Source organism: Porphyromonas miyakawae, assembly GCF_045865415.1.
Taxonomy (GTDB): Bacteria; Bacteroidota; Bacteroidia; order Bacteroidales; family Porphyromonadaceae; genus Porphyromonas; species Porphyromonas miyakawae.
Genome location: NZ_BAAFSF010000001.1, coordinates 181,530 through 199,918, shown reverse-complemented (window position 1 = coordinate 199,918; position 18,389 = coordinate 181,530). Strand labels below are relative to the sequence as shown.

The following is an 18,389-nucleotide window of genomic DNA, read 5'->3' as shown; positions in this document are numbered from 1 at the left end:
CGCTTCATTATTGTTAATCAAGCTTGAGCTTACGGAACCAAGCCTCGTTAAAGCGCAAGCCAAATGTGAGTTGCCAGTAGTTCTCCGACACAAATCCTTTGGCACGTGGCATCAGATGCTTGTACTCAACTGTCAGATCCACCCAAGAGCGTCGGTCAACCATGGGGATACCTATACCGGCTGAGATAGCGCCTACGAGCGAGCCCTTAAGCGCACCCGTGGCATCGGGGAGCTGCAAGTAGTGATTCTCTCCTGATAAGCCAAAGCGATACTCCATTCGCCGTCCCAATGAGCGAGACTCACTATCGGGAATAAAGCTCGCACCCAAGGAAAAGCCAAATTGATTGGTCGGAGTAGCCTTAGAAGTGTCAATGAACGCATTGTTCCATATATTATATTGGAGGTCTGCGAGCAGCAAAAGTTTATTTTCCACTGAATAAGCGACGCCAAGACCTATTTCATGGGGCATGCGAAAGGCATCACGAGATGATATAGTATCCCTTCGCACCTCTTTTACTATGGCGCCCCCCTGCGAAATATTATCCCAAAAGGTTTGTTTACTCCGGAAGGGCAGTGAGGGACTATACACTGCCCCCAACGTAAGCAATCCCTGCTTCCCTACAGCAAAGGCATACTGCAGGCCGAGATCTGTCTTAAATGCTCTCAATGAAAGCGTCTCGTAGAAATTAGGATTATACGAAGCTGAGGTGCCGTAATCAATTGCCCTTGCGTGTACTTCCTTACCGAAGAGATAACTAAAGTTAGCCCCTAAAGTAAAGTGCTTGAACGGCTCAAAGCTCATCCCAAAGAAGAGGTTACTAATATTGCCCAATCCTCTACTTTCAACCGTAAAATTGCGATCTTTTGCTCCGGGGATTGGCTCTGTTGTCCCAAGGCGATAACCTACCGAAGCATACGGCTTTATACCGGCACTTACTGCCATCCACTTCGTAATGGGAAAGAGCATAGCGGCATATTCGAAGTTTCCTAATATGCGTGTATCCTTATTATTCTGATCCTTCAACAAACTAACCCCGAAGGAACCTCCAAAGTCAAAGATAAAGGTTTGCGAATCTACCGCCGCATAAGAAGCCGGGTTCTTTGAATTGATTATATCGGCACGCCTTAAGGCATACGCTGTTCCTCCTAAGGCTCGAGAAGCTGTAGAGGCTGTTTCGTTTCGCATTCCGATACCAAAGCGTGTATAGGGCGACTCAGTACTATTATTCTGACCTTGTCCCGTAAAGGGCATCCCTAAGGCAGCTGCCAAAAGGATAAGCAAACTTATTGTACGGTTAATTGCTCTCAATATTTTCATTGTAGCTTACAATACTATTTAATCCGACCATTGTAAGTCGCTCCACAAAGGTCACGTTTTTTATTTTCTCCACAAAATAGGACGCATAGCCTCCTGTCAGCAGCACAAGGGCATCGGGGCAATTTTTCTTCACTAACGCAATATAGCCCTCTATTTCATAAAGTACACTGAGAAAGACTCCATTGGCAATGGCACTTTTCGTATCAAGGGCAAAATCTATGTCTACCTTATGCTTACCGGGCTCCACATACGGCAAGTGGGCAGTATGACTCCGCAATGCCTCAGCCCGCAGACCCGGACCGGCAGATATATTACCTCCTAAGAATCCCCGCTTCCGATTTATTCTATCGAAGGTAATCGCAGTACCTATATCTATCACCAAGAAATCATTTGCTATAGGATATAAGGACAAAGCCCCGACAGCTGCAGCAATACGATCCACCCCCAGCGAAGTACGATCATATCGCTCTACTGCCATAGGAATAGAGGTCTTTTCATCCAACATAATCAAGCGTGCAGCATTCTTCAAAAGCCACGCACGAAGAGGCTCATAGCACTCACCTACGCAACAATAGATCGATACGATCTCACTACTCTCGTCAAACCGGGGAAAGCGTGCTATCGATTCAACGGCCTTATCCAACGTTACGGTAATAGAGGATATAAGCTCTTCCTCATGCGAGAAAGCAATCTTACAAAAGCTATTTCCTTGGTCAATAAGTATTCGTAGAGGCCTCATAAACGCATCACAGCATATGTCGCTCAGCATGGTACGAAGAGCGCACCAATGGGCCACTCTCCACATGTCGAAATCCCATCTTCATTCCTTCGTCTTTGAGCTTATTAAATACATCGGGATGCACGTATTCAACCACGGGAAGATGCTTACGGGTAGGCTGCAAATACTGTCCTATCGTAACTACTGTAACACCACAGTCCTTAATATCCCTCAAAAGCTCCAATACTTCGTCATAGGTCTCGCCTAACCCCAGCATAAAGCCTGTTTTGGTCACTATACCTTTAGAGGCTATATAACGCAGCACCGCTAAGCTACGCTCATAGGTAGCCACGCTACGTACCGAGGGGGTAAGACACCGCACTGTCTCCATATTGTGCGATATGATATCGGGCTTAGATGAAATAATCCTATCTAAAGCCACTTCACTCCCACCAAAGTCCGGTATGAGTACTTCAAGCGAAACCTGCGGAGTGAGCGTTCGTATGGCGTCAATAGTTTTTTGCCAATGTAAACTGCCTCCATCAGGCAAATCGTCTCTATCCACACTGGTGATTACAGCGTGCCGAAGTTTCATCTCCCGAATACTGTGCGCCACTGAGTTAGGTTCCTCCGGATTTAAGGGAGCAGGACGCCCACTCTTGGTATTACAAAAGCGGCAAGAGCGCGTACACACATCCCCTCCTATCATAAAGGATGCAGTACCGCGAGACCAGCACTCCCCTTGATTAGGACACCGGCCACTGCTACAGATGGTATGAAGCATATGCGACGACAGCACCTCTCTTGTGTGCTGATATGTCACATTACTCCCAAGCTTGATCTTCAGCCAATCAGGCTTCGGCACGTGCTTCAAAGGCTTTTCTCTCTCTTGCATCTATTTTACTGAAGGTTTTGCTTCAGGAAGTTTGTCATCTTCGTATATAGATGTAGTCGGCGATTTCCTCCATAGATACTATGATCTGAGTCAGGATAGACAGCCATATCAAATGCTATATTATTCTGTATCAGTATCTCTGAGAAGCACATACTATTTTGTGGGTGTACATTGTCGTCCACTGCCCCATAAATCAGCAATAACTTACCCTTTAGATTGGTGGCAATAGGTAATACGGAGCTACTCTTATAGCCGGTTGGATTCTCCTGAGGGGTACGCATATAACGCTCTGTATAAATTGTATCGTAGAAAGCAAAGTCCGTAACAGGCGCTACAGCTATACCGGCAGCAAAAACTCCCTCACCACAACACAAAGACCGGAGCACCATATACCCTCCATAGCTCCAGCCCCAAATTGCTATTTTTGAAGCATCTATATAGGGCAATTTACCCAGCTCGTGCGCTGCAGCGATCTGATCTTCAGTCTCCTTGACGCCTATACTCATATAAGTGTTTTTACGCCACTCGCTTCCTCTTGCTCCTGTGCCGCGACCATCTACAATAGCCACAAAAAAGCCCTGCTGCGCCAAGTATTCCTCCCAGCCCATACTAAACTGATCCGCTACCTGCTGCGACTCGGGACCGCTATACTGGATCATCACAAGCGGATACTGCCTCCCTTCATCAAAATTCAGCGGCTTAATCAGCTCTGCTCGAAGGGAATGTCCTGCCGGTGTGGTAAGTGTAGTAAAACTACTCTCCGGACGAGCTATAGAAGCCAATTTAGTCCTAAGCGCACTATTATCCATAAGGATACGCACACTCTTACCATCCTTTCCGGAGCACACAGAATACGTACGCGGCATCTGACGTGTAGAATGCTCCAAAATAAACCATCTGAAGTCTTGCCCGAAGCGAGCTATATTAAAGCCCTTATCTCCTGCCAACAGCATACTCTTGCCCTTTGGACTTACCCGATAGATCCGGCGCTCTCCCGGATTAGGTAGAGCAGCTTGGTAATAGGCATTCCCATTGCGGTCAACGCCATAGAAATCCGTCACATCATAGTCTCCACTCGTTAGCTGCTTTGTCATAACTCCTTGCTTATTGAAGCGATACAAGTGGCTATAGCCGCTCCTATCGCTCTGCATAACAAAGCCCTCCGCATCAATCACAAGGGTATGAATGTATTGCTCACTGATATAGCACTTATCCTGCTCGCGCAGCACCTCGCGAGCTATTGTTGTCTTAGGGTTTACCATGAAGAGACGGAGATCATTCTGCCGTCTATTCAGCGTTACAACCGCCAGCTGTCCCTCTTGCGGAGTAAAGGTGATGCGAGGTATATAGCTATCCTTTTCAAGTGGTAGCTTAATGGTATGGGTGCCCTTAGTGAGTACGTCGTAAATGCGTACGGAGACAACGGAGTTATCCTCACCTGCCTTCGGATACTTATAGGAATACATAGCAGGATACAGGCTATCTCCATAGTAAGTAAGCGTATAGGGTTTCACAGCACTTTCGTCCGTCGATACATAAGCCAGTGTAGCGGCATCTTCACTCCAAGAAAGAAGGCTCGTAACAGCGAACTCTTCCTCATACACCCAGTCGGTAGAGCCATTGATGATCTCATTTATTCTGCCGTCTGTCGTTACTGCCACTTCGCTATTGAAGTCTAACTTCTTTATGAAGATATTGTTGTCACGCACAAAGGCAATCATTCTACCATCGGGACTAAAGGTGGGGATCATTACTTTATCCTCTTTCCCACTCAGGGGTGCCACGCTTTGGGTAGCCACGTCATAAACGAAGGTCTTCGCTTTGAATGAACGCCTATAGATCAGCTCCGGCTCCGTCTGCAAAAGCACTTTCTTACCCGAAGGCGCTATCGTATAGGACCATATTCGATCTATCTGATCACCTCCGCGTGCCGAGAGTAAGTCCACTATCGAAGCGACCTCTTTCCCGGTTTTGTAGCTATACAGATTGATTTTTCTTCCATCCCTACTAATGCTGGTATACATATCGCCATCTCCGGGAAAGGGCATGATGCGCGCGCCCGTAAAACGATCGTAAAAAGCCCCTCCGGTTACCTCTTCCAAAGTAATGAGTGAGCCGGCATGTGTTGAGGAAGAAACTGCTATCTGTGCATGAATATTTTGGCAGGGAACGACCCCCAAAAGCAAACCTATAAGAAAAAGAGAAATGCCGAATATATTGGTGTGACGATTCATAAATTTCTTTGGTGTTAGAATGTTTATAGCCCAGCCCTCCACAGACTCGCTGAGTGTAGGAAGGCTGCTTACAAGGCAATTAAACTTTGTTTAGCGACGCTTCAGCTCCATTATAGCTGTGTCCGACCCCTTCCCATACACAAGGGCTTTATCGCCCTTTATTTCAATCCGGGTAGCCTCTTGGAGTGCATCAAATAGGGCAGTTTCCAAAAAATCATTTTCGCACCCTACAAGAGTAGACAGAAGCTCACTTACAGACAGGGAGCCACTCTCCTTCAGGACAAAGCTGCCACTAAACTGATTGCATAGCCCATACCCATGTATGCGTCCCTGACGCAAGTCAAAGCTAAACTCCAGCTTCCCTTTTTCAGGGGTAACAGCATCACCGCGTAGTGCGCTTACCTGCCATTTGCCTAATATATCCTTATAAATAGATTGTTTGGTCTGACGTGCACCGCAAGCAGTGAACACACTCACTACACTCAGGAGTGCCACAATGATCCATACTTTTTTCTTCATTGTCATCTTAATCTCTAAATATTACCTTACAAAGATAACAATTCATGCTCTAAGAAACCCTATTTTTGCACAGGGGCAACCTTTAAGTAGCAGAAGAGAGGCGTAGCTCTAATCGATCACTACATGCGTTGCCATAATGGACTCACCTACAAAAATAGAAGCTTTGCGAGAGAAGGTCTCCGGCGACTCCGTAGTCAAATAGCGCACTTCTCCGCCTTTGCTCAAACGCTGCTCCATCTCAGGATGACGCAGCAAATAGTCCTGAAGCGAGGGAGCTACATAAGTACCTTGCTCCACGATGCTAATACCTTCGGGCAGGTATTGCGCTATCTTAGCCCTCAAAAGAGGATAATGAGTGCAAGCCAAGAGAATAGTATCAATAGCCTTATCTTGCTGCAAAAGATGGGTAAGGTGATGGCGAATAAACCAATCCGTTCCCTCTCCGGCTGCTTCTCCATTCTCCACCAAAGGCACCCACATAGGGCACGCTTCCTGACTAATGGTAAAGCCCGAGAAAAGTTTCTCTATTTCTACCGGATAGCTACCACTTGCGACAGTTCCTTCTGTAGCAAGTATACCGATGTGCTTGTTGTGCGTGATTTGCTCCAGAGCCTCCACAGTGGGACGAATAATCCCCAAAACACGCTTCGTTGGATCCTCCATACAGGGCAAATCCTGCTGCTGAATTGTACGAAGAGCCTTTGCAGACGCGGTATTGCATGCCACAATAATAAGAGGGGCGCCTGCCGAAAAAAGATATTCTACAGCCTGAAGGGTAAACTTATGTACCACATCAAAAGAGCGGCTCCCATAAGGGGCACGCGCATTATCTCCCAAATAAAGCCAATCGTATTGAGGTAAAAGCGCCCTAAGCGCCTTCAAAATAGTTAAACCACCGTAGCCGGAATCAAACACACCGATAGGTGCCCACTGCTTTGTTTCCATAAAATAAGTCCACTTTGCCGGCACAAAGTAAAGCAATTCCGACAAATCAACAGTTCCTCAATCGAAAACAAAAAAGGGATAAAAAAAAGGAGATGTCAGCGATGTGACATCTCCTTACTAAGTCAACTCTAATAACAGTGTGCCCGAAGCGGGACTTGAACCCGCACAGCTGCAATAGCCAAAGGATTTTAAGTCCTTCGTGTCTACCGATTCCACCATCCGGGCTTTATTTCTCTCCACTGCATATCCCCGATACAAGATAGAGATGAGAGAGGTTCTGAGCGGAAGACGGGGCTCAAACCCGCGACCCTCAGCTTGGAAGGCTGATGCTCTATCAACTGAGCTACTTCCGCATTCGAAGGAATCTTCTAACAAAGAGCAACGAACATTAAGTTAGAGAGGTGGGCAGTGATGGATTCGAACCACCGAAGGCATACGCCGCTTGATTTACAGTCAAGTCCATTTGGCCACTCTGGCAACTGCCCCTACTCGCTTACGCGCTGTCTTAAATAGCTTCCCTCTTAGAAGCTGAGTGCAAAGGTACTACTTTTCTGATAAAAAACAACTAACATCTATCATTTCTAATGCAGATATTGCTGCTTCCGCACCTTTATTACCATATTTACCCCCACTACGATCTATTGCCTGCTGCTTATTCTCTGTCGTCACAAGCCCGAAGAGAACCGGTGTAGTATGCAATAAATTGAGAGAAGTAATCCCCTGAGTTACGGCATTACAGATACAATCATAATGGCTGGTCTCTCCTCGTATTACACAACCTAATACCACCACAGCATCATACTTACGTACTCCATGCAGCAACTTGGCAGCAGCATAGGTAAGCTCAAAAGCTCCCGGCACAGCCACCTCCACTATATGCTCTTTGGGAATACCGGCAGTAGCGAAAGCCTGTACGGCACCCTCTTTCAACGGCACCGTAATATCCGCATTCCACTGTGCATAGACAACCGCCACATACAGTTCTTTCGGATCTCTTCTCCGAAGCTCGTATGTAGCGGGCACTTGTCCTGTATCCGTAGTCATTGATTACTTATTGAGAAGAAGCTCTACGCGAGCTATATCAGCCTCTACTTGCAGAGCTTCAGAAGAAGTATAGTACTTATCCCGTACCGTCTTGTAGGCAGCTAATGCTTTATCATACTTTTGCTGCGTTTCGTACACATGTGCCGCTTTGATCAAGCAGAGTGGAGAGATCACTTCGTTATTAGCCTTGCTTGCAGCCTCTTCGAAGTACTTCACGGCTTCATCCAACTTATCCAACTGCACGCAGCAGTCACCCATCATACGAATAGCACTGGGAGCGAGCATCTCATCTTTTGCCTTGAACTTCTTCAAGTGATTTAATGCCTCCTCATACTTACCCATATCATAGTATGCGATACCTGCATAGAGGTGACTCAAGTTAGCTGCCTTCGTACCGGAGTACTTATCAATAACGGCAAGCACGCCTTGGTCAGTCAGTCCCTCGGATTTCAGCACAGTGCTGTCGCCACCACTGATAAATTGATCTTCCGCTACATAGAGAGCCTCATTGGCGCGCTCAATATGCGGCTTGCGTACATATTGTACATAAGCCCAAACGCCAAACGCTACTATTACTATTCCGAGAAGGATCCACAGCAGCAAGTTTGCATTCTTTTCAAAAAACTTCTCACCGCGCGAGAGTGCCTCCTGTGCCCCGTTCTCTTTGCTCTTCTGATTTGCCATAAGTGTGTAATATCCTTAATCAATTACTCTTCAGGAGAGCAAAGGTAGTAAATATTACACAATTGCGCATCACTACTTTGCCCCAACCTACAGATTGGCAGCTCCACTCAATTAACGAAAAAAGCCGGTCGCTTGAACCGGCTGTCTAATAAGGAAGAAAAGACTAACGCTTCCGACGGCGTCGCCTGAAAGGGTTTAATCCGCTCAAACTGCGCAGCAACAACCTTTGTCCCATTGCCACTCCCTGCCCAATCAGCATAGGCTTTACGATATCAAACACCATACCGGGCACCCCGCTCTTGGAGATCCGCTCATAGGTGTTAACGGCACGATCTAAAAGTCCCTTACGTCCTCCCTTTGTTTGGGATGGTGTATTTTTCTCTTTGGCCTCACTGGACTTGTTCAATCCAAGGAAGGCCAGCACTTTATATACAGTTGAATTTTTCTCTATAAAGCCATCGTTGACTACGAGAGCCGTAATGTCCTTCAAATTCTTTCCGCGGAGATAAGCCGTATCTTCACTAATCCTCATGCGGGCTTCTTGGTACTCGTCGGCAGACTTACGCTTTTCCGCCTCAAAACGCCGAAATACATTCTCTTTTTTCGCCATACTGTACCTCTTACTTATTGAGCTCTCTCATCCGGAGAGATGCCACTATTTGATTCGTCCAAGTCACTTTCGAAGGATTCCCTTTCCAGTAATGCTGTCAAAGGCTTCTTTTCAATGTTGTCCTCCCCGTCACTTGCTTTTCCTCCCATTTTATCAAGAAACTCTCCCAACATTTTTGACTGTCGGGAAACCAGCACGGCATGCCCAATAAGGAGTACTACAAAGAAAAGGACTAACAAGGCGGCAGCCGCCATCAGGAACCCTATTGCAAATGAAGTATCTAACCAACTTTTGAATCCGAAACCCAATGAGATGGCTAAAAGCATCAATATTAACGGCACGAATATCAGCAACAGGACTCCACGCAAAGCTACATTCATCGCCTTTCGAATCCCCTCCATAAGCCGGAATGATCCATGCCTATACACAGACCTCACCCAGTCGGTAATATGTGCAATAACTGCACTGAAGCTAAACTTATCGTCCGTCATATCTTATCATTTCTATGGAAGGGAACAACAACCTCACTTGGATACAAACACCACCTCTCTCACGTACAACTCTAACTCAAAAGTGTACTACGCCGCAAGTGGGTAGCTGTTCCCTTTTTACTTATCGCCTACTGAGCTCGTTATTTTTTTTCCTCGGTAATCTTTTCCTTAGCTTTTCCGGCTGCCTCTTTTAGATTATCGGCTTTTTCTTCCACAAAGTCCTCTGCTTCATCTATGAATTCAGCACCTTCCTTCTTCAGTTTGTCGCGTAATTCATAGTATTTTTCCTTGGCTTCATAGTATCCTTCTACCACACTGTCGCGGGTTTTATCTGCAGCCCCCTTCATATTATCCATAAAGCGGCGGCGATTGTCTCTGTCAATCAGATAGCCGATAGCGGTGCCTATAGCTACACCGATGGCACAATTAATAGCAAAATTCGTTGTCTTGTTCATGTTGATTTTTTGGTCAAATAAAGGTTATTATATTCTCTTTTTTCCTACTACTCAGCATCACTTCGCAGGTAAAATATTCCATTTTGAAATCAATGCATCTCTATTCCAAAGGGAGAGCCTAATGCGCTCTTTCGGTATAGTGCTGCAAAACTGCTCTTTTCTCCCTCACTTTCAAAGGTAGAGAAAAAAAGTTTCTAAAACAACACTTTTGCAGAAGGATTTCATACAAATTGCAAGCGGCTACCCCTCATTATTTTCACTCAGCTGATTTGCATTTAATTCTTTGTCTCATTCTTGTTCCCATTTGCTATTTACTCATATACAATATCTATACCATTTCCACTCCTCCGGCATTCTAAGGTAAAACAGGCGGAGATTTTCTCTCAGAAAAGCGCAAGAAGGCGACATTTTTTCGAAGTATTCTCTTTCGCTGTAAAGATCTATTCACCGATACCCTATAGCCTTTTCCCAAAAACCCTATAGGGTTTCTACAAAAAGGCTATAGGGTTTTTAACAAAGGGTATAGATAAAAAAGAGAGCTTAACCGGATATCCAAGAAAGAATGTGCCGGTGTATGACGATAGAGCTTATAATTTTCCCTACCACAAACTATTGATGTTTTTAATTTTGCACACCAATAGGTTGGTCATTTTCTTATCTTTGTAGCATTCAAACGAAGAAACAAACTATACAGCCATGCAGATCATCAAGCGCAATAAGCAAGTGGAGGTGTTTGCACCAGAGAAAATACGCAGTGCCATCAGTAGGGCATTTAGCGCCACGGAAGAGACACTCCACAAAAGAGAGTTGGATGCACTGGAAAGAGACATCATAAAGGAAATAGGAGAGCGTGACTCAATTGAAGTGGAAGCGGTGCAGGACATTGTGGAAACAACCCTTATGATGCATCAACACTTCAAGGTCGCCAAAGCGTATATTCTTTATCGCACCAAACACGGAGAAGCACGCGAAGAGATCGACAAGTTCCGCAAATATATCAAAGACGAAAGGGTTATTTCCCTTCTGAAAGAGCTTCGCGAAGAGTATCCCGATGCCGCTCACTCGTTGTCCCTACTGGGCAGCAAATTTTTATCCTTCTTTAAAGAGGGCGCAGCTACCCTTCCCCTACTCATAAAGGCCGCTGTCGAGCTGATTACACCGGAGGCACCGGGATGGGACTATATAGCAGGGCGACTACTCGCTTTAGATATGGAAGAGCGACTCGTAGCCGAGGAGAATAAGCGGGACATTCATAGCTTTTACGAAAAAATATCCTACCTCACCAAGGCTGGTTTGTATGGTGACTACATACTGGAGCATTATAGCCGCAAGGAAGTAGACGAGCTGGCAGAGGCTTTACAACCGCTTCGCAACCGCCTTTTCACTTATAGCGGGCTACACTTAGTACATATGCGCTACCTGATCAGAGATGGTTCAGGCACCGTCTTGGAGCGTCCGGAAGAGATGTTCATGGGAATAGCCATGCACTTAGCCATACCGGAAGGCGAAAAGCGTGTAGCTTGGGCGAAAAAGATCTACGACATACTCTCCACGCTCAAGGTAACCATGGCCACACCTACAATGAGCAATGCACGTAAGCCACTACATCAGCTCTCCAGTTGCTTCATAGATGTCATGCCCGATAATCTGATTGGCATATATCGCACGATCAGCAACTTTGCACAAGTCAGCAAGTATGGAGGCGGTATGGGCATCTACATAGGCAAAGTGCGTGCTGTAGGGAGCGATATTCGTGGATTTAAAGGAGTAGCCGGAGGGGTACTGAAATGGATTAAGCTCGCCAACGATACCGCCGTCGCTGTAGATCAGCTAGGCGTACGTCAAGGCTCGGTAGCTCTCTATTTGGATCTTTGGCATCGGGATATGCCGGAATTCCTACAGATTAGGACAAATAATGGGGACGACCGTATGAAGGCGCATGATGTATTCCCCGGCATTTGCGTTCCGGACTACTTCTGGCAGCAGTTAGAGGTAGATCCCAACGGAATGTGGTACATGCTCTGTCCGCATGAAGTAGCCACTATCAAAGGATACAATTTGGAAGACTACTGGGGCGAGGAGTGGGAAAGACGCTACTTGGACTGTGTAGCGGATGAGCGCATCCCCAAGCGTAGCATACTACTGAAAGATATGCTTCGGTTGATTATTAAAAGTGCCGTGGAAACAGGCACTCCGTTCATTTTCAACCGAGATACGGTCAACCGAATGAATCCCAATAATCACTGCGGCATGATCTATTGCTCTAACCTATGTAGCGAAATAGCACAAAATCAGAGCGAGATCAAACTAAAGCAGACTACAGTACACACCGAAGAGGGAGAGCCGATTGTAGTAGAGGAGACTATTCCCGGCGACTTTGTAGTCTGCAACTTAGCTTCGCTTGTATTAGGCAATATATCTTGCGATGATGACAAGGAGTTAGGGAATGTGATTAACACCGTGGTGCGTGCTTTGGATAATGTAATCGATCTCAACTTTTACCCCATTCCTTACGCACGCCTCACCAATATGAAAATGCGCCCTATCGGCTTAGGCACAAGTGGATATCACCATCTGCTCGCCAAAAAGAGAATTGCGTGGGAGAGCGAGGAGCATCTGCAATACATGGATCAGCTCTTTGAACGGATCAACTACCACGCCATAAAGGCCTCCATGGAGCTATCCAAAGAAAAGGGGCACTATGCACACTTTGAGGGCAGTGATTGGCAGACGGGAGCCTACTTCCACAAACGCCATTACACGGGGGCTGAGTGGGATAAGCTGGCAAGCAATGTGGCAAAACATGGGTTGCGCAATGGGTACTTGATGGCTATTGCACCTACCAGTAGCACCGGCATTATAGCAGGCACTACAGCCGGAGTAGATCCGGTTATGAATCGCTTCTTCCTTGAAGAGAAAAAGGGTACAATCATACCACGCGTAGCACCCGAGCTATCCGATGCCACCTTCTGGCTTTACAAAACAGCCCATCAAATTGACCAAAAGTGGGTGGTAGATGCCGCTGCAATCAGAAGCCGACACATTGACCAAGCACAGTCCGTAAACCTATACATCACTCAGGAAATTTCCTTTAGTGGGATCCGAGACCTATACTTACGAGCTTGGCACGGAGGGGTTAAGAGCCTCTATTATGTACGAAGCCTCTCGTTAGAGGTCGAAGAGTGTGAAACATGCGCTTCATAATGAGGAGGACATTTTAGAAAGAAAGGGATCGTTGGGGACAAAAGGTCAAGCCTTGCTACATAGGATCCCGGAAAAATAAAGACTTTTATCATGGAACTGAAAAAAAAGGCGCTCTTTAATGAGCATGGAGATATAGAGCTCTCTAAACGCCGCCTTATCAACGGTAATACGACAAATCTCAACGACTTCAACAACATCAAGTATCAGTGGGTGTCGAATTGGTATCGTACGGCGATGAATAACTTTTGGATTCCGGAAGAGATTAACCTCAGCCAAGATGTAAAGGACTATCGTATCCTTTCCCATGCAGAGAAAACTGCTTACGACAAGATTCTCTCGTTTCTCATCTTCCTTGATAGCTTGCAAACTGCCAATCTACCCAACGTGGGGGAATACATTACCGCCAATGAAGTGAACCTGTGCCTCACTATACAGGCATTTCAAGAGGCTATCCACTCGCAGAGTTACAGCTATATGCTCGACACCATCTGCTCCCCCGAAGAGCGTAACGACATACTCTATCAGTGGCGTGATGACGAACACCTTCTAAGAAGAAATAAATTCATAGGAGATATTTACAATGCCTTCCAAAAGGATAAGACTCCGGAGCGACTTTTGGAGACTATGGTAGGCAACTACATACTGGAGGGAGTCTATTTTTACTCCGGATTTATGTTTTTCTATGCACTGGGTCGTATTGGCAAGATGCCGGGCTCCGTACAGGAAATACGCTATATCAATCGGGACGAGAATACACACTTGTGGCTCTTCCGCTCTATGATTAAAGAGATGCAAAACGAGGAGCCGGAGCTGTTTACCCCACAAGCCGTCAAGCACTTTGAAGAGATGATTGCCGAGGGAGCACGACAAGAGATCGCATGGGGACAATACGTAATCGGCAACGACATAGAGGGGCTCAATACCTCTATGGTAAGCGACTATATTATGTGGTTAGCCAACTCTCGCTCCACCGACTTAGGCTTCAGCGTACTATTCCCGGGTCATGAAACCGAGCCGGAGAGTATGAAGTGGGTAGCACAATACAGCAACCCCAATCTGATTAAAACAGACTTCTTCGAAGCACGCCCAGGAGCTTATGCAAAGAGTGCTTCCATAGACGACGACCTCTAAGCGGAAAGCTATTCAATAGCACATTTTTCTGCTTAACAAGTATAGTGACTCGTAACGAGCTCTCCCTATAATAAGGGAAGCCGCTTACGAGTCTCTGTTTATGAAAGATTTGCAGAAAAGATAAAAGCCATTTTTTGCATTACGTAATATCCTATGCATCACCCCACGGGCACTATTGGTATGTAGCACAAGTTTACGTAACTTTGTCACAGACAGTAAGACGTACGAATATGGAGATAGTAGTTAGTGGAATACGCCCCACGGGTAATTTACACTTAGGAAACTTATATGGTGCCGTGGTGAATTGTGTAAAGATGCAGGATGAATACGACTGTCGCTTTTTCATTGCAGATTGGCACTCACTGACCACACACTCCCACCCGGAAAACATTATTGAGAGTACCTATACCATTTTGGCTGAGTATTTAGCTTGTGGTATAGATCCTGAGAAGGCGATAATCTATCGACAAAGCGATGTACCCGAAGTACTTGAGCTATACCTCTATCTCAATATGAATGCATACTTGGGAGAGTTGCTTCGCACGACCACTTTCAAAGAAAAGGCACGCAAGCAACCTGAAAATGTAAATGCCGGACTGCTTACTTATCCTACGCTAATGGCTGCTGATATACTGCTACACAAGGCAGTGAAGGTGCCGGTAGGTAAAGATCAAGAGCAGAATATGGAGATGGCGCGCCGATATGCACGTCGATTCAACAATATATACGGAGTAGACTACTTCATCGAACCGGCCTCTTTCTCCTTTGGATCTCCTGTAAAGATACCGGGACTGGATGGATCCGGTAAAATGGGCAAGAGCGAGGGAAACGCTATTTATCTGATAGATGACGAAAAGACTATTACCAAAAAGGTAATGAAAGCTGTTACCGATAGTGGTCCCACAGAGCCGAATAGTGCGATGGCAGAACCTATTGCCAATCTATTCTCGTTAATGAAGATCGTATCTGAGCCGGATACGTACCAATTCTTCTTAGAGGCCTATAATAACTGCTCTGTACGCTATGGTGATCTCAAAAAGCAATTAGCTGCTGATATAGTAAAAACCACAAAACCCATTCGCGATCGTATATTAGAAATAAGAGGCGATCAAGCTCTCTTAGAGCGTGTGGCAAAAGAGGGTGCCGACAAGGCACGAGAAACTGCGACAAAGACCATTAGAGAAGTGAGACAGCTAATAGGGTTTAGCGCAAAGTAAAGACTAAGAAAGTATATTAATTATTTATGGATATTCAAGGACGTATTGTACAGATCCTACCGGAGGTAGAGGGAGTAAGCAAAGCAGGAAACGCATGGCGCAAGCAGGAGTTTATCCTATCGACTCAATCCGGTCAGTATGAGCGCAAGGTTTGTATTGCGCTTTTTGGTGACCGAGTAGATCAGTTCCACATAGCTGAAGGCGATGAAGTGCGGGTAGGTATAGATATTGAGAGCCGTGAATTCAACGGACGTTGGTACACGAATGTAAATGGCTACCGTATCGATAAGATACAAATGACTGACGCAACCGCGCAACCCTACGGCGAAGCTCCATATCAGGCCCCGGCAGCTCAAAATGGCTACACCAATCCATCTGCCAACGGCTTCAATCAAGCCTCTCAAAGCATGGGCGGCGAGCAATTCCCCGAGCAAGAGGGAGACGACCTTCCCTTCTAAGCAATTGCAGGTATGCAGCTCAAGCTGCTGGTAGTAGGCGAAACAAAAGAAAAGACTATGCAGGAGCTAATCAATGATTATGCTTTGCGCATAAACTATCGGCTACCTTTCAAAATAGAGGTTGTCCCTGATGCCCCACACCGCCTTACCGGAGGCAACGAGGCGAAAGTAAAGGAATGGGAGGGCGAGCAAATCCTCCAGCGAATAGGTGTCGGTGAAAAGCCTATACTCTTGGACGAGAAAGGAAAGAGCTACACAAGTAGAGCACTTGCTGATCAGTTGGAGGCTAAGTTAGGCTCCTCAATAAAATGCTGGACCTGGATTGTAGGAGGCGCATATGGCTTTTCTGAAGCAGTTTACAAAGCTGTGCCGGAGCGTATTTCCTTAAGCAAACTTACCTTCACGCATCAGATGGTACGCCTCATTGCGGTGGAGCAAATGTACCGTGCTATTACCATTATATATCATTTACCTTATCATCACGACTAACTATGAGGTGGAGGAGGAAGATATACATGCGTCCTGCTGTTCTATGTGGTGCCCTACTTCTTTTGGCCCTATCCATGGGACTCTATGCACTGTTGGTGCGTAAAATAGAGGCAGACACACAGTTCATCATCACGTTTGGTGTGTCGCTATTCCTTCCTATTCTCCTCTTCTTTGTATTAGTCCGTCTCAAGCGCTTACGCGAAGAGTACTACGGAGGTAACCATAATCAACAACAGCCATCATGATACTACCAATACTTGAGTTTAAGCCTATCTATCGCAATACGATTTGGGGTGGCACACGCATCTCTGACTTAAAGGGAGGAGCACTTAAAGTGAATGGCATAGGCGAGAGCTTGGAACTATCCCCTCTAGAGGATGCTTGCTCCGTGGTTATAACTGAATCGCTGAAAGGATATTCTCTCAATAAACTGATGATGCATTACGCAAAAGAGATCTTAGGCGAAACTCTTTTTGCTAAGTATGGAAAGCACTTCCCTCTTTTGATAAAGCTCATTGATGCAACAGATAATCTTTCTATTCAAGTTCATCCCTCCGATGAAGAAGTGGGAAAGGGCAGCAACAAGCCCCGAGGGAAAAATGAGGCCTGGTATATCATCGATACTGAAGAAAACGCAGACATTATCTTAGGCCTTGCACAAGATACCCCGCCTCACGAATTAGTGGATTACGCTATTAGTGGAAGGCTCCCCGACTTCTCCCATCATGTAACGCCACATAAAGGAGATATATTCAATGTGCCGGCCGGCACCATCCATGCTGTAGGCAAAGGAACCCTTCTTCTTGAAGTACAGCAGCCCTCCGAAACCACCTATAGGCTTTGGGATTATGATCGAGTAGACAAAGAAGGACGCTCACGCGCCCTGCATCTTAATGAAGCCTTAGAGGTAGCCAATCTGAGTCAAAGTACCCTTCGTGCTGTGCCCTACCGCTCTCTTCCCAATAGTATCACGCTGATGCTCTCCACTCCTCACTTCGTAATGGAAAATATATGGATTAAGAGTGAGATCGGGAATTATGCACCGCCCTTCAAAGAGAGCTGCGCTATACTCACAGCTGTAGATGGGGAATGCATCATTGAAGATGCCCACAAACAGGTACTCACCCTTACGAAAGGAACTTCCGTACTTGTTCCGTCTACCAACATGCCGCTTTCTTTTAAGGCGATGAAAGAGGCTAACCTTGTATCAACCAGCTTACCGGCACCTACACAGCCTTAACTGCCATTAGTGCCTCGGTGAGTAAGTTTGTATCTAAGTAGCTTTCTGTCCACCAGGCATCTAAATAGCTTCCATCGGGAGCTCGCCTTGCAGAGCTACTTTCTGCCCTATCTCTTGCGCCTCTAAAGCCCCCATGAAAAGCCTGTAGCCCTCCCTTCGTTCGGATGAACGGAATGTGCTCGGCTCTTACTCCTCCGGCTGCTACTATGGTAAGGGTATCGCCTGATGCCTGCTGCATAAGCGACAACACCTCAGTTCCCTCCACTGCGGAAGAAGCTCCTCCGGAGGTAAGCAAACGCTTAAATCCCATTTCTCTGATTTGTGGTACGTATTGCCAGGGCTCCGGTAAAACATCTATCCCGCGATGGAAAGTAAGCTCTGCATCTTTTGCAGCTTTGCAAAGGCTTTCTAATGCAAGCCGATCTAAAGTACCGGACGGGGAGAGTGCACCAATAGTAAAGCCGGCTCGAGGAAGTAGTGTGCGTATAGTCTCTATTTGTCGGCACATGATGTCGACTTCTTCTTTGGTGTAGCAAAAGGAGCCGGGACGCAATCGGATAAGCAGACGAACATGTTCTCCTAAAGCGCCTAAACGCTGTATTTCCTCTTCGTATAACGCTCTGAAAGTAAGCCCACCTATTTCTGGAGCCATACAGAGTTCAACACTATCAGCACCACACTTAATTGCCAGTTCTGCTTCCTCTACAGAGGAAACACACACCTCCAATGAGCCCATA

The 18,389-nt window shown here is 46.2% G+C and carries 19 protein-coding genes and 3 tRNA genes; 7 read left to right on the top strand and 15 right to left on the bottom strand.

Going from position 1 to position 18,389, the window contains the following annotated elements; all coding sequences use genetic code 11:
- Nucleotides 1–13 precede the first annotated feature (13 nt).
- The 14 genes from ACLWMH_RS00760 to ACLWMH_RS00695 all read right to left on the bottom strand — a co-directional run bounded on the left by ACLWMH_RS00760 (nucleotide 14) and on the right by ACLWMH_RS00695 (nucleotide 9,913).
- Nucleotides 14–1,318, bottom strand: a complete 1,305-nt coding sequence (locus ACLWMH_RS00760) for a hypothetical protein (protein ID WP_411914859.1) — start codon at nucleotides 1,316–1,318, stop codon at nucleotides 14–16.
- Nucleotides 1,296–2,057 carry a type III pantothenate kinase gene (locus ACLWMH_RS00755; RefSeq protein ID WP_411914858.1) on the bottom strand — a complete coding sequence of 254 codons (762 nt, stop codon included), beginning with the start codon at nucleotides 2,055–2,057 and terminating at the stop codon, nucleotides 1,296–1,298. The genes ACLWMH_RS00760 and ACLWMH_RS00755 overlap by 23 nt, the downstream gene beginning before the upstream one ends.
- 7 nt (nucleotides 2,058–2,064) lie before the next feature.
- Complete coding sequence (gene lipA, locus ACLWMH_RS00750) at nucleotides 2,065–2,931, bottom strand: lipoyl synthase (RefSeq protein WP_411914857.1); 867 nt, start codon at nucleotides 2,929–2,931, stop codon at nucleotides 2,065–2,067.
- 5 nt (nucleotides 2,932–2,936) lie between these two features.
- Nucleotides 2,937–5,165 carry a S9 family peptidase gene (locus tag ACLWMH_RS00745; RefSeq protein WP_411914856.1) on the bottom strand — a complete coding sequence of 743 codons (2,229 nt, stop codon included), beginning with the start codon at nucleotides 5,163–5,165 and terminating at the stop codon, nucleotides 2,937–2,939.
- A gap of 90 nt (nucleotides 5,166–5,255) precedes the next feature.
- Entirely contained in the window at nucleotides 5,256–5,684 is a 429-nt protein-coding gene (locus tag ACLWMH_RS00740; RefSeq protein WP_411914855.1) for an META domain-containing protein, read from the bottom strand.
- A 108-nt stretch (nucleotides 5,685–5,792) separates the two neighbouring features.
- The gene (gene murI / locus ACLWMH_RS00735; RefSeq protein WP_411914854.1) at nucleotides 5,793–6,629 is read right to left on the bottom strand and encodes a glutamate racemase; all 837 of its coding nucleotides are present in this window, start codon (nucleotides 6,627–6,629) and stop codon (nucleotides 5,793–5,795) included.
- A 140-nt stretch (nucleotides 6,630–6,769) separates the two neighbouring features.
- A tRNA-Leu gene (locus tag ACLWMH_RS00730) sits at nucleotides 6,770–6,854 on the bottom strand.
- A 55-nt stretch (nucleotides 6,855–6,909) separates the two neighbouring features.
- A tRNA-Gly gene (locus ACLWMH_RS00725) sits at nucleotides 6,910–6,982 on the bottom strand.
- Between the two features lie 49 nt (nucleotides 6,983–7,031).
- Nucleotides 7,032–7,114: transfer RNA gene (locus tag ACLWMH_RS00720), tRNA-Tyr, on the bottom strand.
- A gap of 58 nt (nucleotides 7,115–7,172) precedes the next feature.
- Nucleotides 7,173–7,673, bottom strand: a complete 501-nt coding sequence (gene ribH / locus ACLWMH_RS00715) for a 6,7-dimethyl-8-ribityllumazine synthase (protein ID WP_411914853.1) — start codon at nucleotides 7,671–7,673, stop codon at nucleotides 7,173–7,175.
- A 3-nt stretch (nucleotides 7,674–7,676) separates the two neighbouring features.
- Complete coding sequence (locus tag ACLWMH_RS00710; RefSeq protein ID WP_411914852.1) at nucleotides 7,677–8,357, bottom strand: tetratricopeptide repeat protein; 681 nt, start codon at nucleotides 8,355–8,357, stop codon at nucleotides 7,677–7,679.
- A gap of 163 nt (nucleotides 8,358–8,520) precedes the next feature.
- Complete coding sequence (locus ACLWMH_RS00705; RefSeq protein WP_411914851.1) at nucleotides 8,521–8,967, bottom strand: hypothetical protein; 447 nt, start codon at nucleotides 8,965–8,967, stop codon at nucleotides 8,521–8,523.
- 14 nt (nucleotides 8,968–8,981) lie between these two features.
- Nucleotides 8,982–9,458: a hypothetical protein gene (locus ACLWMH_RS00700; protein WP_411914850.1), complete on the bottom strand. Its 477-nt coding sequence runs from the start codon at nucleotides 9,456–9,458 to the stop codon at nucleotides 8,982–8,984.
- 140 nt (nucleotides 9,459–9,598) lie between these two features.
- Nucleotides 9,599–9,913 carry a YtxH domain-containing protein gene (locus tag ACLWMH_RS00695; RefSeq protein ID WP_411914849.1) on the bottom strand — a complete coding sequence of 105 codons (315 nt, stop codon included), beginning with the start codon at nucleotides 9,911–9,913 and terminating at the stop codon, nucleotides 9,599–9,601.
- Between the two features lie 696 nt (nucleotides 9,914–10,609).
- On the opposite strand from ACLWMH_RS00695, the gene ACLWMH_RS00690 reads away from it, so the two are divergent.
- The 7 genes from ACLWMH_RS00690 (at nucleotide 10,610) to ACLWMH_RS00660 (ending at nucleotide 17,652) form a co-directional block, all read left to right on the top strand.
- Complete coding sequence (locus ACLWMH_RS00690) at nucleotides 10,610–13,117, top strand: ribonucleoside-diphosphate reductase subunit alpha (RefSeq protein WP_411914848.1); 2,508 nt, start codon at nucleotides 10,610–10,612, stop codon at nucleotides 13,115–13,117.
- A 90-nt stretch (nucleotides 13,118–13,207) separates the two neighbouring features.
- Nucleotides 13,208–14,248, top strand: a complete 1,041-nt coding sequence (locus ACLWMH_RS00685; protein ID WP_411914847.1) for a ribonucleotide-diphosphate reductase subunit beta — start codon at nucleotides 13,208–13,210, stop codon at nucleotides 14,246–14,248.
- Nucleotides 14,249–14,478: 230 nt separating this feature from the next.
- Complete coding sequence (gene trpS / locus ACLWMH_RS00680; protein ID WP_411914846.1) at nucleotides 14,479–15,465, top strand: tryptophan--tRNA ligase; 987 nt, start codon at nucleotides 14,479–14,481, stop codon at nucleotides 15,463–15,465.
- A 26-nt stretch (nucleotides 15,466–15,491) separates the two neighbouring features.
- Entirely contained in the window at nucleotides 15,492–15,923 is a 432-nt protein-coding gene (locus ACLWMH_RS00675; RefSeq protein WP_411914845.1) for a DUF3127 domain-containing protein, read from the top strand.
- Nucleotides 15,924–15,935: 12 nt separating this feature from the next.
- Nucleotides 15,936–16,412: a 23S rRNA (pseudouridine(1915)-N(3))-methyltransferase RlmH gene (locus ACLWMH_RS00670; RefSeq protein WP_411914844.1), complete on the top strand. Its 477-nt coding sequence runs from the start codon at nucleotides 15,936–15,938 to the stop codon at nucleotides 16,410–16,412.
- A 26-nt stretch (nucleotides 16,413–16,438) separates the two neighbouring features.
- The gene (locus tag ACLWMH_RS00665) at nucleotides 16,439–16,657 is read left to right on the top strand and encodes a hypothetical protein (RefSeq protein ID WP_411914843.1); all 219 of its coding nucleotides are present in this window, start codon (nucleotides 16,439–16,441) and stop codon (nucleotides 16,655–16,657) included.
- Nucleotides 16,654–17,652 (top strand): type I phosphomannose isomerase catalytic subunit, encoded by a 999-nt coding sequence (locus ACLWMH_RS00660; protein ID WP_411914842.1) that lies wholly within the window; start codon nucleotides 16,654–16,656, stop codon nucleotides 17,650–17,652. Before ACLWMH_RS00665 ends, ACLWMH_RS00660 begins: the two co-directional genes overlap by 4 nt.
- Here ACLWMH_RS00660 and ACLWMH_RS00655 read toward each other — a convergent pair.
- Nucleotides 17,639–18,388 carry a copper homeostasis protein CutC gene (locus ACLWMH_RS00655; RefSeq protein WP_411914841.1) on the bottom strand — a complete coding sequence of 250 codons (750 nt, stop codon included), beginning with the start codon at nucleotides 18,386–18,388 and terminating at the stop codon, nucleotides 17,639–17,641. The genes ACLWMH_RS00660 and ACLWMH_RS00655 overlap by 14 nt on opposite strands.
- Between the last annotated feature and the right edge of the window lies 1 nt (nucleotide 18,389).

What these genes read in the sequence shown, in the direction of transcription:
- ACLWMH_RS00760 (WP_411914859.1), bottom strand. Translation starts at nt 1,318, where the DNA reads ATGAAAATATTGAGAGCAATTAACCGTACAATAAGTTTGCTTATCCTT.
- ACLWMH_RS00660 (WP_411914842.1), top strand. Translation starts at nt 16,654, where the DNA reads ATGATACTACCAATACTTGAGTTTAAGCCTATCTATCGCAATACGATT.
- ACLWMH_RS00710 (WP_411914852.1), bottom strand. Translation starts at nt 8,357, where the DNA reads ATGGCAAATCAGAAGAGCAAAGAGAACGGGGCACAGGAGGCACTCTCG.
- ribH (WP_411914853.1), bottom strand. Translation starts at nt 7,673, where the DNA reads ATGACTACGGATACAGGACAAGTGCCCGCTACATACGAGCTTCGGAGA.
- murI (WP_411914854.1), bottom strand. Translation starts at nt 6,629, where the DNA reads ATGGAAACAAAGCAGTGGGCACCTATCGGTGTGTTTGATTCCGGCTAC.
- ACLWMH_RS00675 (WP_411914845.1), top strand. Translation starts at nt 15,492, where the DNA reads ATGGATATTCAAGGACGTATTGTACAGATCCTACCGGAGGTAGAGGGA.
- lipA (WP_411914857.1), bottom strand. Translation starts at nt 2,931, where the DNA reads ATGCAAGAGAGAGAAAAGCCTTTGAAGCACGTGCCGAAGCCTGATTGG.
- ACLWMH_RS00655 (WP_411914841.1), bottom strand. Translation starts at nt 18,388, where the DNA reads ATGGGCTCATTGGAGGTGTGTGTTTCCTCTGTAGAGGAAGCAGAACTG.
- ACLWMH_RS00745 (WP_411914856.1), bottom strand. Translation starts at nt 5,165, where the DNA reads ATGAATCGTCACACCAATATATTCGGCATTTCTCTTTTTCTTATAGGT.
- ACLWMH_RS00685 (WP_411914847.1), top strand. Translation starts at nt 13,208, where the DNA reads ATGGAACTGAAAAAAAAGGCGCTCTTTAATGAGCATGGAGATATAGAG.
- ACLWMH_RS00670 (WP_411914844.1), top strand. Translation starts at nt 15,936, where the DNA reads ATGCAGCTCAAGCTGCTGGTAGTAGGCGAAACAAAAGAAAAGACTATG.
- ACLWMH_RS00755 (WP_411914858.1), bottom strand. Translation starts at nt 2,057, where the DNA reads ATGAGGCCTCTACGAATACTTATTGACCAAGGAAATAGCTTTTGTAAG.
- ACLWMH_RS00705 (WP_411914851.1), bottom strand. Translation starts at nt 8,967, where the DNA reads ATGGCGAAAAAAGAGAATGTATTTCGGCGTTTTGAGGCGGAAAAGCGT.
- ACLWMH_RS00665 (WP_411914843.1), top strand. Translation starts at nt 16,439, where the DNA reads ATGCGTCCTGCTGTTCTATGTGGTGCCCTACTTCTTTTGGCCCTATCC.
- ACLWMH_RS00700 (WP_411914850.1), bottom strand. Translation starts at nt 9,458, where the DNA reads ATGACGGACGATAAGTTTAGCTTCAGTGCAGTTATTGCACATATTACC.
- ACLWMH_RS00695 (WP_411914849.1), bottom strand. Translation starts at nt 9,913, where the DNA reads ATGAACAAGACAACGAATTTTGCTATTAATTGTGCCATCGGTGTAGCT.
- ACLWMH_RS00740 (WP_411914855.1), bottom strand. Translation starts at nt 5,684, where the DNA reads ATGAAGAAAAAAGTATGGATCATTGTGGCACTCCTGAGTGTAGTGAGT.
- ACLWMH_RS00690 (WP_411914848.1), top strand. Translation starts at nt 10,610, where the DNA reads ATGCAGATCATCAAGCGCAATAAGCAAGTGGAGGTGTTTGCACCAGAG.
- trpS (WP_411914846.1), top strand. Translation starts at nt 14,479, where the DNA reads ATGGAGATAGTAGTTAGTGGAATACGCCCCACGGGTAATTTACACTTA.